Source organism: Acinetobacter pittii, assembly GCF_022449185.1.
In the GTDB taxonomy this organism is placed as follows: domain Bacteria; phylum Pseudomonadota; class Gammaproteobacteria; order Pseudomonadales; family Moraxellaceae; genus Acinetobacter; species Acinetobacter pittii_I.
In genome coordinates this window covers 197,563-214,222 of record NZ_JAKUKO010000005.1, presented here as the reverse complement: position 1 = coordinate 214,222, position 16,660 = coordinate 197,563, and the positions used below count along the sequence as shown (strand labels likewise).

Below are 16,660 nucleotides of genomic sequence, written 5' to 3'. Positions count from 1 at the left end.
CGATCATCATGTTTGAAAAGATTTTAATTGCGAACCGTGGCGAGATTGCCTGCCGTGTGATTCGTACAGCTAAAAAATTAGGTATTGCAACGGTTGCTGTTTACTCAGATGCAGACGCAAATGCACAACATGTTAAACTTGCAGATGAAGCGGTTTATATTGGTCAGTCCCCTGCAACACAAAGTTATTTACAAGCCGACCGCATTATTCAAGCAGCGATTGATACAGGCAGCCAAGCGGTTCATCCGGGCTATGGCTTCCTTTCTGAAAACGACCAGTTCGCACTCGCTTGCCAACAACACAACATTTGCTTTATTGGCCCGCCAGTGGATGCCATTTTAGCAATGGGCTTAAAAGCGACTTCTAAAGCTTTAATGGAAAAAGCAGGTGTTCCTTTAACACCGGGTTATCACGGAACTAACCAAGATGCCGACTTTTTAAAACAGCAGGCAGACCGAATTGGCTATCCTGTTTTAATTAAAGCCAGTGCTGGCGGCGGTGGTAAAGGCATGAGTCTGGTTGAACGCAGTGAAGACTTTCTGCATGCCTTAGCTTCGTGTAAACGTGAAGCTAAATCGAGCTTTGGTAATGATGATGTCTTGATTGAGCGTTATGTGATTCAACCGCGCCATATTGAAGTTCAAGTGTTTGGCGATACACATGGCAACTATGTGCATTTGTTTGAACGTGACTGCTCTGTACAGCGTCGCCATCAAAAAGTGTTAGAAGAAGCCCCTGCTCCACAAATGCCAAGTGAGAAGCTCGATGCAATGCGCCAAGCGGCAATTGATGCTGCACGTGCGGTAAATTATGTCGGTGCCGGTACGGTTGAGTTTATTGTGGAACAAGACGGTACGGCGTATTTCATGGAAATGAATACCCGTCTACAAGTCGAGCACCCAGTGACTGAAATGATTACAGGTGAAGACTTGGTTGAATGGCAACTTCGTGTGGCTTATGGCGAAGCTTTGCCTAAACTACAAAACGAATTGCAGATTCACGGACATGCACTCGAAGCACGGATCTATGCCGAAGAACCTGAAAAAGGCTTTTTACCTGCAATCGGTAAAATTGACTATCTACACTACCCAACTCAAAACCAATATGTGCGTGTAGACAGCGGTATCGTTGAAGGCGATGAAATCACGACCTATTACGACCCTATGATTGCCAAATTGATTGTATGGGGTAAAAACCGTGAAGCTGCGCTCATTCAAATGCAACACGCTTTAAGCCAATTCCATGTGGATGGTTTAGGCAACAATATTGCCTTTCTGGAAAAGATTGTTCGTAGTGAGTCTTTTAAACAAGCCAAGCTCGATACCAACCTGATTCAGCGTGAACAAAACTTCTTGTTTAGCCCTGAAGAGATCAAACCTGAACTTGTGGTAGCAGCGGCATTTATTGAGTTTCTAAGTAAACTTAATAACAACAGCTCAAGTCAAAAACAACTTTGGCAAGCTCAGCCTCTATGGCGTTTAAATATTGCTTATCAGCACAGTATTAAACTGAATTATTTAAACCAAAATATCCAAATCAAATTTGCCTCAAATGAACATGGCTTCACCGCAGAATATAATGGCCAAAGCTACCCGATTTCTGGTCAATTACTTGATGCGCATACGGCGTCTGTTCAAATTGGTGGATCTAAGCAAAAGCTACCTTTTAACCAAAGTCAGCAAAGCATTACCTTGTTCAAAAATGGACAAAGCTATAAGTTTGCTTATATTCGCCAAGACTTTAATCAGGCAGATAGCCAAGCCGATGAAGGCCACCTAAAAGCACCAATGCCAGGTGTGGTCACTCAAGTACTTGTGAGCGCAAATCATAGCGTGAAGAAAGACGATATTTTAATGACGCTTGAAGCCATGAAAATGGAATACACCATCCGCGCTCCTAAAGACGGCGTGATTGTAGATTCCTATTTCCAAGTGGGCGATCAAGTCAAAGCTGGCGACGAGCTTGTGGAATTTCAGCCTGCGCAGGAGGAAGTTGCATGAGTGAGTTTGTCAAAATCGTGGAGGTCGGTCCCAGAGACGGCCTCCAAAACGAAAAGCAGGCCTTAACCGTCGAACAACGCTTAAACTTTATTAATGACCTGATTAACGCAGGTCTAAAATCGATTGAAGTGGGTTCATGCGTTTCGGCAAAATGGGTGCCGCAAATGGCTCAAAGTGACGAGCTATTTAAGTTGTTACCTCAAACAACCGATGTACAATTTAGCCTGCTCACGCCCAATATCAAAGGTTTTGAGACAGCTCAAGCAGTAGGATGCAAAGAGGTTGCGGTTTTTACCGCAGCTTCTGAGAGTTTTACTCGTAAAAATATTAACTGCTCAATCGACGAGAGCTTTGAGAAATTTAGCGATGTCATGAGCGCGGCAAAAGCACATAACATCCGTGTGCGCGGTTATGTCTCTTGTGTTGTCGACTGTCCTTATGAAGGTGCAATTGCTCCTGAACAAGTCGTAAAAGTTGTGAAACGGCTCTATGACATGGGCTGCTATGAGGTGTCTTTAGGTGAAACTATTGGTACCGCAACACCAGATCGCGTTCAAAAAGTTTGGCAAGCATGCCTCGCTGAACTCGACAGCAAGGTTTTGGCTGGGCATTTCCACAACACCTATGGCATGGCAATTGCCAATATTTATCAGTCTTTACAGCAAGGTATTCGTGTTTTTGACTCGTCCCTTGCAGGACTTGGTGGTTGCCCTTATGCCAAAGGTGCATCGGGTAATGTATCGACCGAAGATTTGTTTTATTTGCTGTCACACATGGGCTTTGAAACTGGCATTGACTTAGAGAAACTGATGCAAGCCAGCCAAAATATTAGCAATGTATTAAACCGAAAAAGCTTGTCGAATTATGCAAATGTTTATTGGCAAACCAAGTGTGCCTAGTCATAAATTAAAGTAGGTCAGCATCTGATATAAGGCTTAATATAAGGCTAAGTACCAGATCATCCTATCTAATCTTTATCCCATTTCATTCGGGAATTGGGACTAAATCCCTCATGCAATTTTTTTAAAATCTATTATTTATCTCTGTATTAAATGCCTCTTTCAAAAGAAGCATTCTCTACCCTATTTTTATTCTAATCTGTATTATTCTTCATCCTTTTCTAGCTTAGTCCTTAAAAAATTTATCTCATTATTTATAAAAATAAGATGCATCCATTTCAATTCTTGGGGAAATATATTCTTCCACCCAATCTAACCATGCACGTGTTTTGGCATCAATAAAATGGCGTGAAGGCAACAAGGTATAAACCCCGATATCGGGCGAACGCCACTCTGGCAAGATATGACATAATCTTCCATTTTGAACCGCATCTAAAGCTGAAAACATCGGCAATAACGCGATGCCCATATCCTGTTGCACCACATCTAATAATAACTCAGGGTTATCTGCAATGAGTTGTCCACCAATGTCGATTTGGTAAGACTCACCACTTGTATTTAATAAGTGCCAATCTGGTGTAATAGACGGGTTTACCAAGCGTAAACAGGCATGATTTTTTAAGTCTTCTGGGGACTTTGGCATACCATGTTTTTCGAGGTAAGCAGGTGAAGCACATAAAACAGAAAAAATAGTGCCAATTCTGCGTGCGACAAAACGAGAGTCTGTTAATGATTCAGTGAGATAAAGACTGACATCGACCCCTTTTGCCAACAAGTCTGGAACGTACTGTGATGTCGTATATTCCACAGTTAGTTCAGGGTAATGCTTACAAAACTCGGCCATCACTGGAAACACATAATGATGCCCAAAGCTTCCCATGCTTAATACTCGTAAACGCCCTTTCGGTTTAGAAGCTGTTCCTGTTACTTCTGACTCCGCTTCATCCACCATTGAAATGACTTGGCGACAGCGCTCTGCATAAGTCGCACCAATATCGGTCAGTGCCTGCTGGCGGGTCGAGCGTTGTATTAATTTTGTACCTAAGCGTGTTTCTAGCTCGCTGATAAGACGTGAAACCTGTGCTGTGGTCAGATCCATCTGCTCAGCTGCTGCTGTGAAACTCCCGCTATCAATCACTTTCAGGAATGCATGCATTGCATGCAATAGTCCACCATCGAGATTTTTGCGCATAACGTAAATATGTTTTCCTAAATTACAGATTGTTGCACCAGTTTAGATCAACCACAATGACTAAATGTACATACATTGGCACTAATTCTTTTTAAGAAGAGGAACCGATCTTTTTTTATTTCGTATGTCACTTGCTCCAAATATTCAACTGGATGTTGAAAAAAGAAAGTAGTCCGAGCTACTAAAAATTCTAAGGAGATATAAATGAATATAGCTACAAAAGTCACTCCAAATATTATTGCAACAAAGGATGTGTCACTTGAAGATAAATATGTAAGTGATAACGGTACAGCATATATGACCGGCATTCAGGCACTTGTTCGGTTGCCTCTTGCCCAAACTCGCCGTGACGCGATGAATGGTTATCATACTGCTGGTTTTATTTCTGGTTATCGCGGTTCTCCTGTTGGTAACTATGATAGTTTCCTTTGGCAAGTTCAAGGATTACTTAAATCCCATAATGTTGTATTTCAACCTGGCGTAAATGAAGACTTGGCTGCTACCGCTATTTGGGGTACCCAACAAGTTAATCTTTCAGGCCAAGGCAAATATGATGGAGTGTCTTCATGGTGGTATGGTAAAGGCCCGGGTGTTGACCGTTCAGGCGATGTACTCCGCCATGCTAATTTAGCTGGTACCTCTGAACGTGGTGGTGTTGTTGCTTTATTTGGTGATGACCACTCATGTAAATCTTCTACAATTCCTCATCAGTCTGAACATGTCATGATTGGTTGTGGTATTCCAATTTTCTATCCAACATCCGTTCAACAAATTTTAGACTTTGGTGTTCATGCCATTGCCATTTCACGTTTTTCTGGCGTTTGGTCTTCAATGAAGTTGGTCAGTGAAATTGTAGAGACTTCTGCGTCAGTTCATGTCGACCTAGACCGTGTTACTCCGGTTATACCTGAAGATGTCAATTTCCCAGAGGGTGGCGTTAACATTCGTTGGCCCGATCATGGTATCCAACAAGAAGAACGCCTTTATAAATATCGCTTACCTGCTGTTTTGGCCTATGCCCGTGCCAACAAAATCAATACTGTTACATGGCCTTGTGAAAATGCCCGTATTGGTATTGCCGCAAGTGGTAAAGGTTATTTAGATACCATTGAAGCTTTACGCATTTTAGGTATTGAAGATGAAACTGCCCAACAGCTTGGGTTACGTGTTTATCAGGTTGGGATGATTTGGCCTTTAGAACCCCAAGGTGTTCGTGAGTTTGCCGAAGGTTTACAAGAACTGATCGTTATTGAAGAAAAACGTCCAATTATCGAAACACAAATTAAAGATGAGCTGTACTCACTGCCTGATGACAAACGTCCTCGTGTGATTGGTAAAGCAACTGACGGCAAAGGTGAATGGAGTACCTCTATTGAAGAAGCACCGCTCATTGGTCACTATGAGTACCAACCAGAACCAATTGCAAAAATGCTGGCTGCTCGCTTCTTAAAACTTGATATTCCAGAAAACTTAAAAGCACAAATCCAAAGCAGAATCGACTTACTGCTAAAAGCAGAGCAAGAATCAAAGCGTGTTATTGATCTTGCTGAACGTAAACCATATTTCTGTAGTGGTTGCCCACATAACTCTTCAACCGTAGTTCCTGAAGGTAGTCGTGCGTTAGGCGGTATCGGTTGTCACTATATTGCCGTTTCACTTGACCGCGGTACTGAAACGTTCTCTCAAATGGGCGGTGAAGGTGTAAGTTGGGTAGGTGCATCGCCTTTTACAAATGAAAAACATATTTTTGCCAACCTTGGTGATGGAACTTACTTCCACTCAGGTTACTTAGCAATTCGTCAGTCTATCGCTGCAAAAACCAATATTACCTACAAAATCCTCTACAACGATGCGGTCGCTATGACAGGTGGTCAGCATGTAGATGGTCATTTGAGCGTTGCGCAGTTAACTCGTCAGCTTGCTGCCGAAGGTATTAAAAAACAAGTTATTGTCACTGATGAAGTTAAACTATTAAACGAAGAAGACGGCATTGCACCGGGTGTAGAAATTCGCCACCGTAATGAACTCGATGCAGTTCAACGTGAGCTTCGTGAAATTACAGGTGTCACCGCTTTAATCTATGTACAAACCTGTGCCAGTGAAAAACGCCGACGTCGTAAACGTGATGCCTATCCTGATCCGGCTGAGCGTTTATACATTAACAGTGATATTTGCGAGGGCTGTGGCGACTGCTCGAAAAAATCAAACTGCTTATCTATTGAACCGGTAGAAACAGCTTTAGGTACTAAACGTCAAATTAACCAAAGTAGCTGTAACAAAGACTTCACTTGTGCCGAAGGCTTCTGCCCAAGTTTTGTGACTGTTCATACACGTGATATGAAACGTCCTGCTAAATTTGAAGGTATTGGTGCAGGCTGGCCAACATCACCAGTTATTCCTCAGTTATATGATGTTCCAAGTCGTATTATGGTCGGTGGTATTGGTGGTACGGGTGTTGTGACTATTGGTGCACTGCTTGGTATGGCGGCTCACCTAGAAGGTAAAGCCACACGTGTTATGGACATGGCTGGACTTGCGCAAAAAGGCGGTACGGTTTATTCATATGTACAACTTGCAGCAACTGATGAGCAAATTTCTTCTACCAAAATTCCAGCGGGCCAATGTGAATTACTCATCGGTGCAGATGCTGTAGTCGCTGGTGGTAGCGCTGCTCTATCTCGCTTAAAAGATGATGCTTTGGTTATTGTAAATGAAGACAGTACCCCTACTTCTGAGTTTATTAAATCTCGTGACTGGTATGCACCAATTACCGATTTAATTGATCGTCTTCGTGGTCGTGTTCGTCAAGGTCAACTGGTTTCTCTACCAGCAGCTCGAATTGCAACACAACTGTTAGGTGATTCAATTTATACCAACCAGTTATTACTTGGTATGGCATGGCAATCTGGTCGCATTCCGTTATTACGTGAAAGCATTGAAAAAGCAATTCGCCTAAATGGTACGGCTGTTGAAAAGAATATCGAAGCTTTCCGCGTGGGTTGTCATCTTGCAAGTGACCCAACTTTAGCTGCTCGTTTACTTGCAGCAATGCCAAAAACCAAGACTCCACAAACTTTAGCTGAACTTGTTGAAGACCGTTCTGCTCGTTTAACAGACTACTGGAATGAAGCTTATGCAGCTAAATACCGTACACTTGTAGAGCTAGCAGCTAAAAAGTTACCAGAAGAATTAACAGGTACGATTGCAACTCAGCTTTATAGAGTCATGGCTTATAAAGATGAATATGAAGTTGCACGTCTACTAACAGGGAAAAGCTTCAAAGAATCGATTGAAACCCAATTCGGTAAAGGCTTACGTTTAACGTATCACCTTGCTCCGCCAGCGTTACTTGGTGGTCTGAAAAATGTCCGTAAACGTGCGTTTGGTTACTGGATGCGCTTCCCAATGATGATGCTTGCTCGCTTACAATGGCTTCGTGAAACTTTCCTTGACCCATTTGCACGTCAAGAAGAACGTCAACACGAACAAGCTTGGCGTGACCGTTACATCGCATTTGTTGAAGCACTTGTTGAAGCACCAGACAATCATAACTTGGCAGTTGCTGAACAAATTGCAAAATTACCGGCAGAAGTTCGTGGTTATGGGCACATCAAAATGAAAGCAATGGATGCTGCAAAACAGCGTTGGGATGAGCTTACCCCAACATTGCTAAAAGTCCGTAACTAACAATTAAATCTCAATAAAAAAGTCATCCTTGGGGATGACTTTTTTATTGGCTCAAAAATTTATTTAGTCATTTTACGTAAAGTCAAAATCTGCTCGCTTCGTCCAAATGGACCATACACATCATGTAAAACTGCACTGGTTAAACCAATGCCATCCGAACCATATTGCTGAACGGTTTCCAGACCTAACCATTTACCTTGCGGATAACGGTGCATGTGGATTTGTAAATCAAGATTTGGAAAGCCCCAAGTAAATTCTCCTTCTTGTCTTGGGACAATGCCGTTTGCGGTATCTACCATGCCAATTAAATGCGCAAAATCTGTGGTCGGCTGCCCTTCAACTATTTCTTTATGATTGTTTAGCCAAACAATGCCTTTGCCCGCACGATGCTGATCATCAGTTTTAGTGACTAATGTCTGGATAAAACCACCCGGCCATCTTTTCATGCCTGTCCATTCGGCAAAAGTATCGGGATGATGAATTGGTTGATCTTCAAGCCCAGCAATATCGGAACTGTCTTGAGTGCACATGCACCATGCTCTAGCCACAATACAAGTTTTACCTTGTGCTTGTAGTTCCGCTTCAATCAATTCAATCGTTTTACCGGCACGAATGACATGTGTTTTAATCGTAAATTCACCAAATGCAATCAATCCAAAAATATCAAAACTAATTCGACCAATTCGCATATCTTGTCGTGGTGAAAACTGTTCTAACTCTACTGCGATCACGCCACTTGCAGGCGCCATATGCTGTTCATGAGGGTTCCATGCCCCTTGTGCATGAACAGTTGAGCAATAATGAGCAATCACTTCACCTTGAGGACCAATTGTTCTATTCAGTAATTGATAATAAGCATTCATGATTTTCTTTCCTTAGTCCTTGTCCAACATCAATATTTGATGAAAATTCACGTTTTAATGCTTATGTTAACCCTCTATTTCTTTGTCTCAACTGGTTTTTCCTACCAAAAACTGATGAGTCTAAATTTACAAATTTAATCACTAGGTAAAATTTCGCATGTCAATTTCACCCAGTGATTCTAAAAATTACTAGTTGCTAAAATGCAAAAGCATCTTGATCGAGCTCCATCACAGCATCAGCTCCAGACTCAATAGAAGCAGCATGGCTCTGTGTACGATGTAAAAGTTTTTGATAGAAAAACTTAGCAGTCGTTAATTTTGCTTTATAAAAAGCTTCTTCTTGTGTACCCGATTCTAATTTTTCATGGGCAACTTGTGCCATTCGAGCCCATAAATAAGCGAACACGACGTAACTGGAAAAATAAAGATAATCCACCGAAGCTGCCCCTATTTCTTCGGGGTTGTGCTTGGCTTTCTCTGCAATCGTTTTAGTCAGTAACAGCCATTGTTGCTTAAGCTCAGCTAATTTTTCTAGATAAGGTTTCAGGGTTTCACTAGATTGCTGTTGATTAATAAATTGATCAATTAAATCCGTCATGTTCTTTAAGAGTTTGCCTTCCGACTTAAGGACTTTACGTGCCAGTAGATCTAAAGACTGAATTTCGGTCGTTCCCTCATACAATGTCGAGATACGCGCATCACGTACAATTTGCTCCATACCATGCTCAACGATAAAGCCATGCCCGCCAAATACTTGAACGCCATGCTTGGCAGACTCATTACCTGACTCGGTTAAAAAAGCTTTGGCAATTGGCGTTAAAAAAGCCAGTAATTCATCGGAGTGTTTTTGCTGTTCCTGATCATTTGAGCTTTCGACAATATCGACATGCTGAGCTAAAAAGTAAGCCAGTGCACGACCACCTTCAGAAAACGCTTTTTGGGTCATTAACATCGAGCGTACAGCGGGATGTACAATAATTGGATCGGCATTTTTGTCAGGATATTGAGGACCAGATAGCGATCGCATAGCAAGACGCTCTTTGGCATAACTTAATGCGCCTTGAAATGAAATTTCAGAAGCAGCAAGCCCTTGTACTGCCGTTCCAATGCGTGCAGTATTCATGAAGGTAAACATACAATTGAGCCCGCGATTTTCAGGACCAATCAAATAACCTTTAGCTCCATCAAAATTTAGTACACAGGTCGCATTGCCGTGAATCCCCATTTTATGTTCAATCGCATTACAAACAACTTTATTACGGTCCAACACCTGACCGTCATCACTCACATTAAATTTAGGCACAATAAATAAAGAAATTCCTTTAGTCCCCGCAGGTGCCTGAGGTAAACGGGCTAAAACAATATGAATAATATTTTCTGAAAGATCATGCTCACCTGCCGAGATAAAAATCTTTTCGCCTGTAATTGAGTAGCTACCGTCAGGATTTGGTTCTGCTTTAGTTCTAATTAACCCAAGGTCCGAGCCCGCATGTGATTCGGTTAAACACATCGTTCCGGTCCAAACACCACTAATGAGTTTAGTCAAAAACTTTTGTTTTTGTTGTTCGGTACCATGATGCTCAATTGTTCTCATTGCGCCATGAGACAAGCCGGGATACATCGCCCAAGCCCAATTAGAGCCACATAACATTTCAGAAATAGCGATCCGCAGCAATGTCGGCAAGCCTTGTCCACCATATTCCGGATCGGCCGTTAACGAGGTAAAACCTAGCTCAGCATATTTTTGGTAGGCTTCTTTAAAACCTTTCGGCGTTGTAACTACACCTTGATTTAAATGGCACCCTTCCTGATCACCATTTTGGTTAATCGGTGCCAACTCATTTTCACAAAAATCTGCGGCCGCCTCTAAATATTGATCAATTAATTCTCGATTTACGCTTTCCTGATAGTTGCTTAAACCTTGATAGTTCTGTTCTGTTTGAAGCATTTCATGCAGTACAAATTGCATATCGCGTAATGGAGCTTTGTATAAAGGCATAGTTTTTTCCTTTCACTTCACTGCCTGTCTCATGGCAGATATCGTTTTTCCTTAAAATGGACTTTTATTGTTTCAATCACACCAAAATATCAAAAAATTTCTTATAGCAAAATATATTTTCACTAATTTAATAAAATTATCCTAGCTTAGCCATAGATAAAAAATATAAATATATGTTTTTAAAATAAATATAAGATAAAAAATATTTAGTCTCGTTTTAAGTAGAATAATTTTTTTATTTTGTATTGCAAAATTTTATTCCGTAAAAAATCAATTTATAGTATCGTGATTAGACTGCTTAATCATCCAAGGACGATTTATGGAAAGCCCGAAATACACAGGTCTTGAGTTTTTAACCGCTTTAAAAAATGGTGAAGTTTCTCCATCACCTATGGCTCACACCATACCAATGGAACTCGTTGAAGTTTCCGAAGGTAAAGTAACTTATAAAGTTACCCCTCGCAAAGAACATAGAAATATACAAGGCGGTGTACACGGCGGCTTTTGCGCCACAGCTTTAGATACTGCGACAGGCAGCGCAGCTCATACCCTACTTGAACATGGCGTTGGTTATGGAACCATTGATTTAAATGTAAAAATGATTCGCCCTATGCAGGTTGATACGTCTTACTATGCGACAGCCGAGTTAATTAATGCGGGTCGCAATATTATTAGTACCGAAGGTAAAATCGTAGATGAAAACGGCAAAGTGTATGCTTTTGCCTCGGCAACCTTAATGATTATTCGCAAATAATAAAATTTTAAAGCTCCTGTTTATGGAGCTTTTTCTGGCTTTGCAATCTTATTCATTTCATAAAAATCTAAACGATCAATCGTAAAACTCACCAATGCCATCACTAAACCTAAGGCAGCACATGCTTCCCATCCCCAGTGTTTCCAAGCATACACCGCAATAAAAGAACCTAAGGCGGCTCCACCAAAATATAAAGTCATATAAATTGAATTAATACGGGAACGCGCCTCAGCCGAAATTCGATAGACCAAATTTTGGTTGAGTACATGAAATGCCGACAAACCAAAGTACGCCATAATTACACCAACAGCATAGGCAAGCAGAGACTGCTGGGCAAAAAATAGTGGTATCCATGCACTTATTAATAACCCCATGCAAATCACTGCAATTTTATTTTCAAGACCCGCTGCAATTTTCTTACCTGCCCAAGGAGTCGCAAATACACCTGCCAATCCAACAATCCCAAATAAACCAATCTGGAAATCGTTAAAGTGATAAGGCTCATTCGCCAAAATAAAAGTCATAGTAGTAAAAATCAGAGCCAAAATTCCAAAGCCAATTCCCCCTGCCAAACCACGGCGCAGTAAATGAGGCTGGTGAACAGCTAATGAAAATAGTGAACCATAAATCTGTAGAATATTGAGTTGGTGAGACTTACGTGCAACTGGCAACTTCACCCACATCACCCAAGCAAACACCAAAATGACGATTCCGCTAATTAAATAAACCGCATGCCAAGACCAAACTGTAGAAAGTAAGCCTGCAATGGAACGTGCTAATAATATTCCTAAGAACAAACCACTCATGAGAGTACCTACAACTTGAGGGCTTTTTTTCGGGCTGGCTAAACCTGCGGCGAAAGGAACCAAAACTTGAGTCGCAATCGAAAAGAATGTAGCTAAAAAGGTAAAGCCATATAAAACTGGCAAGGTTTGACTTAAAGATAGCCCTACTTGGGCAAGCCCCGTACAACACATCAGCAAGCAAATATAACTGCGCTTTTCAAAAAAGTCGCCTAAGGGAACCAATATAAAAAGGCCAACTGCATATGACAGTTGGCTAATCACAATAGTTAAGGCGACTTGATCGGCATTGACTTTTAATGCTTCTGCAATGGAATAGATTAAGGGCTGGTTATAATAGTTTGAACCCGCACAAATGCCACATGTCATTGCCATGATAAAAATAAAGCTTTTTGACAGTATATTTTCTGCATTGGGCTCAACTATTTTTTCCATTTTTAACTACGTCCCATTTTAGAATTTATACATCGATACAAAGTTTAAGCGTGACACATCAGCGGTTCTGCCATCAAATACTTCTCGTTTGCCTTGATGATATTCCATACCAATATCCATTTGCTCAATTGGTGAATAGAAAACGTTAGCTGCATAGTCAGTTAGGCGTTTGTTGGCATCTGGATTAAGTTTGGCATAAGCCGTGTCATCATCATAATCAAACATTGAAGCCGATAAGTTTGCACGCCATTGCTCATTAAATTTATATGAATAACCAATATTGATGCTATTCAACTTATTCATAACCAAATCTGTTTTGTCTTCGTTTAAAGAAAAATCACCCGCGGCATTTAAACTTGCTGAATTTGCCAATCCACTTTGGGTGGTGTACGGCATAAATTTTTGATCGCCAACAATATATTGATAATTTGCTTGTACTGATTGTTGTGGCGTGAGTTGATATTTTAAGCCGCCTCCAGCACCCCAGCTTACTTTCTTCACCGTGGCAGTTGCGACATCAGTAGACTTTTCATTAATAAAGGCTTGAGCAAGTGCCGTTAAAGGACCTTGTTTAAAAGTATAGCGACCCGTTAAAGTTGGAAATGCCGAGACTCTCGAACCTGTATATTCCAAGGCTACTTTCAAATCATTATTGGCATCAATTTTCCAGTCATAGCGAATTTGAGGAGTCCGCGTATAAGAAGTTCCCACAAATTGCGTGTAATCCACAGATTCTGTACGTGTCTCCATGTTAGACATGAGTGACCATGTTTGACCAAAGGTCCAGTCTTTATAAGTGAAAAATGCATGACGAATACGGAATTTACCATCTCCTGTGCCCATATTAGAGCTATCAAAGAAATCGGCTTCGATATTTCCCGTCACAGCTTTATTTGGACTATTAAAATAAACTCCTAAACGGCTTGCATTTACGCTTACATCTGAACGCGCATGATTTGAACGTTTTTCACTTTCAAAAGGTGTTCGGTATAGACTGCTGGTTGTTCTACCGCCCGAGTCTGGTGATGATTTAAAATCAACTGCTGCATCAACACGGGCAATACCGTAAACCTTAACATTATCTGTCCAAGTGACCCACGACGGAGCAACAGGCTTTTCTGTTACCGTTGCTTTAGTTTTTTCTATGTTCTCTTCAATCTTTACCTGTTTGACCTGTAAATTATTTTGAGTTTGTTTCTGAGCAGCAAGTTCTACTTTTAATTTTTGCAGCTCGGTTTCTAGCAAATTAATTCTTTGTTCTGTAGTATCTGAAGAATTTGCAAAAATAGTCCCTGAAGCCGCGGCGCAAGCTGCGGCTAAAATTAATTTTTTCATCTTTTAATCCTTAAAGAAGCGTTTTTTCCGTGTGTAATTTAGGCTACACGTGCATCTATCAATTCACAGTCTGTGACAGCCTGTAATTCATCAAAAGTTAAGCCTTCAACTATTTCCGTGACATAAGCTTTTTGGTCGTTGAGTTCAATAATGCATAAATCTGTATAAATACGATCTACACACTGCTCACCCGTCATTGGATATGTAATTTCCTTTACAATTTTGGGCTCACCTTTTTTAGTGACATGCTCCATATAGACATAAATCGTTTTTGCACCGACTGCCAAATCCATAGCACCGCCAACTGCGGGTACATCATCTGCTTTACCGGTATGCCAGTTTGCTAAGTCTCCATTTACCGCAACTTGAAATGCCCCAATTACGCAAATGTCCAGATGGCCACCACGCATAATGTCAAACGAGTCGCCATGATGCATAAAGCATCCACCATCTAACAAAGTGACAAGTTCTTTTCCGGCATTAACCAAATCTTGATCTTCCTCACCAGGTTGTGGCGGTGGGCCAAAAGCTAAAACACCATTTTCCGAATGTAAAAAGATTTCTTTGTCTTTTGGCAAAAATTTAGCAACGTTGGTCGGTAAGCCAATGCCTAAATTGACATAAGAACCTTCTGGAATGTCATTGGCAATGAGTTTGGCAATATCTTCACGAGAACGTTTTTGAACTGACATTAGATATCTCCTACTTTTACAACGTGCTGAACAAAAATTCCCGGTGTAATAATGCACTCTGGGTCAAGCGTTCCTAGCTCTACGGTGTCATTCACTTGAACAATCGTGGTCTTGGCGGCTTTTGCCATAATTGGCCCAAAATTGCGGGCCGCTTTGCGGTAAGTTAAATTGCCCCAGCGGTCGGCTTTATCGGCATAAATCAGTGCAAAATCAGCTTCAAGTGGATATTCAAGCACATAGTTTTTACCGTTAATGGTTCGGGTCTCTTTACCCTCGGCAACTTTGGTGCCATAACCAGTCGGCGTAAAAATAGCTCCTAAACCGGCCCCTGCGGCCTGAATCCGACAAGCCAAATTACCTTGTGGAACCAGTTCTAACTCAATTTTTCCCGCTCTATATAAGTCTTGAAAAACCGTGGATCCTGCAGATTTCGGAAATGAACAAATCATTTTTTTAACACAGCCAGCAATAATGAGCTTGGTTAGGCCACGATCACCAGAAGCCGCATTGTTATTTACAACGGTGAGTTCTTTTTTTCCTAAATCGATTAAGGCTTCAATTAATTCAGCAGGTTGCCCAGTCACACCAAACCCGCCTGTCATGATAGTTGCCCCATCAGGAATAGCTTTTAAAATCGGTTCAATATCACTGGTGATTTTATTTATCATCTCACTTGTCCCTTTTCATCCTTAATTTAAGGTGACAGATTGATCTGTCACTCTGCCTTTTGCGGGTTAAATAGTCGGTCTTTAATAAATAACAATGGAATTACCCCGCAGATAAAATAAGCTGCAGCCATCACCAAAAGCCCTAAGCCAATAGAACCATTTTGCGATAGATAACCAATTGTTAATGGAGAGAAAATAGAAAGTACTTTGCCAATGTTATAAGCACCACCCACTGCCGAGCCTCGAATAGAAGTTGGGAAGCTTTCTGTCATATAGGTAGCATTAATTGCGTATGGAATACCGTAAAGGAAACCGAAGATCAGCATCATCCATAAAATATTCGTTGGTGTATTTAAATAGACAATGACCGGAATAAATAAGGCTGTGCCTATGGTTCCAAAAGCGAATACAGCGCGGCGTCCTAATTTGTCGGCAACGATCCCTGCGATTACTTTGGCAAACATCATAATCAGGAAAGTACCGACCATATACATGGCCATTTCTTTAAATTTGATGCCAAGATCAGACTCTAAATATGCGGGTAACCAGTTACTTACGCCGTAATAGCCAAACTGCAATGCACCCGTACTAATAATCCAAAGCACAAATATGGTGCCATGTTTCTTATCTCTTAAAATCTCAAGATATGGATTTTGGCGTTTTTTAGGTTGGTTACTTTGAGCGACTTCTAGCGCTTTTAGTTGACGGGCTTTTTTCCATGACTCAGGTTCAGGTACACAAAAGTGCATCAAAACTGACAACACCACAGGCGCAATTGCAATCCAGTAAAGGAAACGCCAACCATGTTCAGGAATAATATGTCCAGCTAATAAGGTCGCGAGTAAAGAACCCAGTGTATAACCAGTCATGAGAGTAGCCAAAACGGTCGAGCGATGTTTGGTTGGCACCATTTCAGACATTAAAATATTACAGGCAATATAAAGTGCGCCTAAGCCCATCGCTCCAAATGTTCTTAAAACTGCAAATTGCATATAAGAATCAGTAAAACCCAGTGCACTGGTTAAAACTGAAGAATAAGCAATAAAGAACACAATAATGCGAACTCGCCCAAAACGGTCACACGCCCAGCCGCCAATCAGACCACCCACAGCCGATCCGAAAAGCGTTAAGCTGCCTAGTGTTCCAGCTTGTACACCCGTTAAATGAAATTCTGTTTTAAGACTGGTCAGGCTCAATGCCAAAAAACCTAAGTCGGCCCCATCACACAACAATGTTAAAAAAGCGAATATAAATGCGGTAATCCAAATCTTTTTTGGTGTTTGGATAGCTTCACTGCTAGCCGTATTTTGGGTAACTGTTTCTGTTGTCATGT

Annotated in this window: 12 protein-coding genes; 4 read left to right on the top strand and 8 right to left on the bottom strand. The window is 41.2% G+C overall.

Annotated elements, in window-relative coordinates:
* Positions 1-8 precede the first annotated feature (8 nt).
* Positions 9-2,000 (top strand): acetyl/propionyl/methylcrotonyl-CoA carboxylase subunit alpha, encoded by a 1,992-nt coding sequence (locus MKX14_RS12985; RefSeq protein ID WP_240282635.1) that lies wholly within the window; start codon positions 9-11, stop codon positions 1,998-2,000.
* Positions 1,997-2,899, top strand: coding sequence for a hydroxymethylglutaryl-CoA lyase (gene mvaB, locus MKX14_RS12980; protein ID WP_240282634.1), 903 nt, complete (start codon positions 1,997-1,999; stop codon positions 2,897-2,899). Before MKX14_RS12985 ends, mvaB begins: the two co-directional genes overlap by 4 nt.
* 250 nt (positions 2,900-3,149) lie before the next feature.
* Here mvaB and MKX14_RS12975 read toward each other — a convergent pair whose 3' ends face one another.
* Entirely contained in the window at positions 3,150-4,091 is a 942-nt protein-coding gene (locus tag MKX14_RS12975) for a LysR family transcriptional regulator (protein WP_005069913.1), read from the bottom strand.
* A 204-nt stretch (positions 4,092-4,295) separates the two neighbouring features.
* Here MKX14_RS12975 and iorA point away from each other — a divergent pair, with 204 nt between their 5' ends.
* Positions 4,296-7,778: an indolepyruvate ferredoxin oxidoreductase family protein gene (gene iorA, locus MKX14_RS12970; protein WP_240282633.1), complete on the top strand. Its 3,483-nt coding sequence runs from the start codon at positions 4,296-4,298 to the stop codon at positions 7,776-7,778.
* A gap of 59 nt (positions 7,779-7,837) precedes the next feature.
* Here iorA and MKX14_RS12965 read toward each other — a convergent pair whose 3' ends face one another.
* Both MKX14_RS12965 and MKX14_RS12960 read right to left on the bottom strand, forming a co-directional pair.
* Positions 7,838-8,641, bottom strand: a complete 804-nt coding sequence (locus MKX14_RS12965; protein WP_240282632.1) for a thioesterase family protein — start codon at positions 8,639-8,641, stop codon at positions 7,838-7,840.
* 196 nt (positions 8,642-8,837) lie between these two features.
* Positions 8,838-10,640 carry an acyl-CoA dehydrogenase C-terminal domain-containing protein gene (locus tag MKX14_RS12960; RefSeq protein WP_240282631.1) on the bottom strand — a complete coding sequence of 601 codons (1,803 nt, stop codon included), beginning with the start codon at positions 10,638-10,640 and terminating at the stop codon, positions 8,838-8,840.
* Positions 10,641-10,944: 304 nt separating this feature from the next.
* Here MKX14_RS12960 and MKX14_RS12955 point away from each other — a divergent pair, with 304 nt between their 5' ends.
* Entirely contained in the window at positions 10,945-11,394 is a 450-nt protein-coding gene (locus MKX14_RS12955) for a PaaI family thioesterase (RefSeq protein ID WP_240282686.1), read from the top strand.
* A 20-nt stretch (positions 11,395-11,414) separates the two neighbouring features.
* On the opposite strand, the gene dcaY is transcribed toward MKX14_RS12955, so the two are convergent.
* From dcaY to dcaK, 5 genes are read right to left on the bottom strand one after another with little or no spacing between them, the layout of a single operon-like run.
* Positions 11,415-12,632, bottom strand: coding sequence for an MFS transporter (gene dcaY, locus MKX14_RS12950; protein WP_240282630.1), 1,218 nt, complete (start codon positions 12,630-12,632; stop codon positions 11,415-11,417).
* Positions 12,633-12,650: 18 nt separating this feature from the next.
* A complete protein-coding gene (gene dcaP, locus MKX14_RS12945; RefSeq protein WP_240282629.1) occupies positions 12,651-13,967 on the bottom strand; it encodes an outer membrane trimeric porin-like protein DcaP in 1,317 nt (438 codons plus the stop codon).
* A gap of 38 nt (positions 13,968-14,005) precedes the next feature.
* Positions 14,006-14,659: a 3-oxoacid CoA-transferase subunit B gene (gene dcaJ, locus MKX14_RS12940; RefSeq protein WP_240282628.1), complete on the bottom strand. Its 654-nt coding sequence runs from the start codon at positions 14,657-14,659 to the stop codon at positions 14,006-14,008.
* Positions 14,659-15,327, bottom strand: a complete 669-nt coding sequence (gene dcaI, locus MKX14_RS12935; RefSeq protein ID WP_000608704.1) for a 3-oxoacid CoA-transferase subunit A — start codon at positions 15,325-15,327, stop codon at positions 14,659-14,661. Before dcaI ends, dcaJ begins: the two co-directional genes overlap by 1 nt.
* Before the next feature lie 47 nt (positions 15,328-15,374).
* Entirely contained in the window at positions 15,375-16,658 is a 1,284-nt protein-coding gene (dcaK, locus tag MKX14_RS12930; protein WP_240282627.1) for an MFS transporter, read from the bottom strand.
* Between the last annotated feature and the right edge of the window lie 2 nt (positions 16,659-16,660).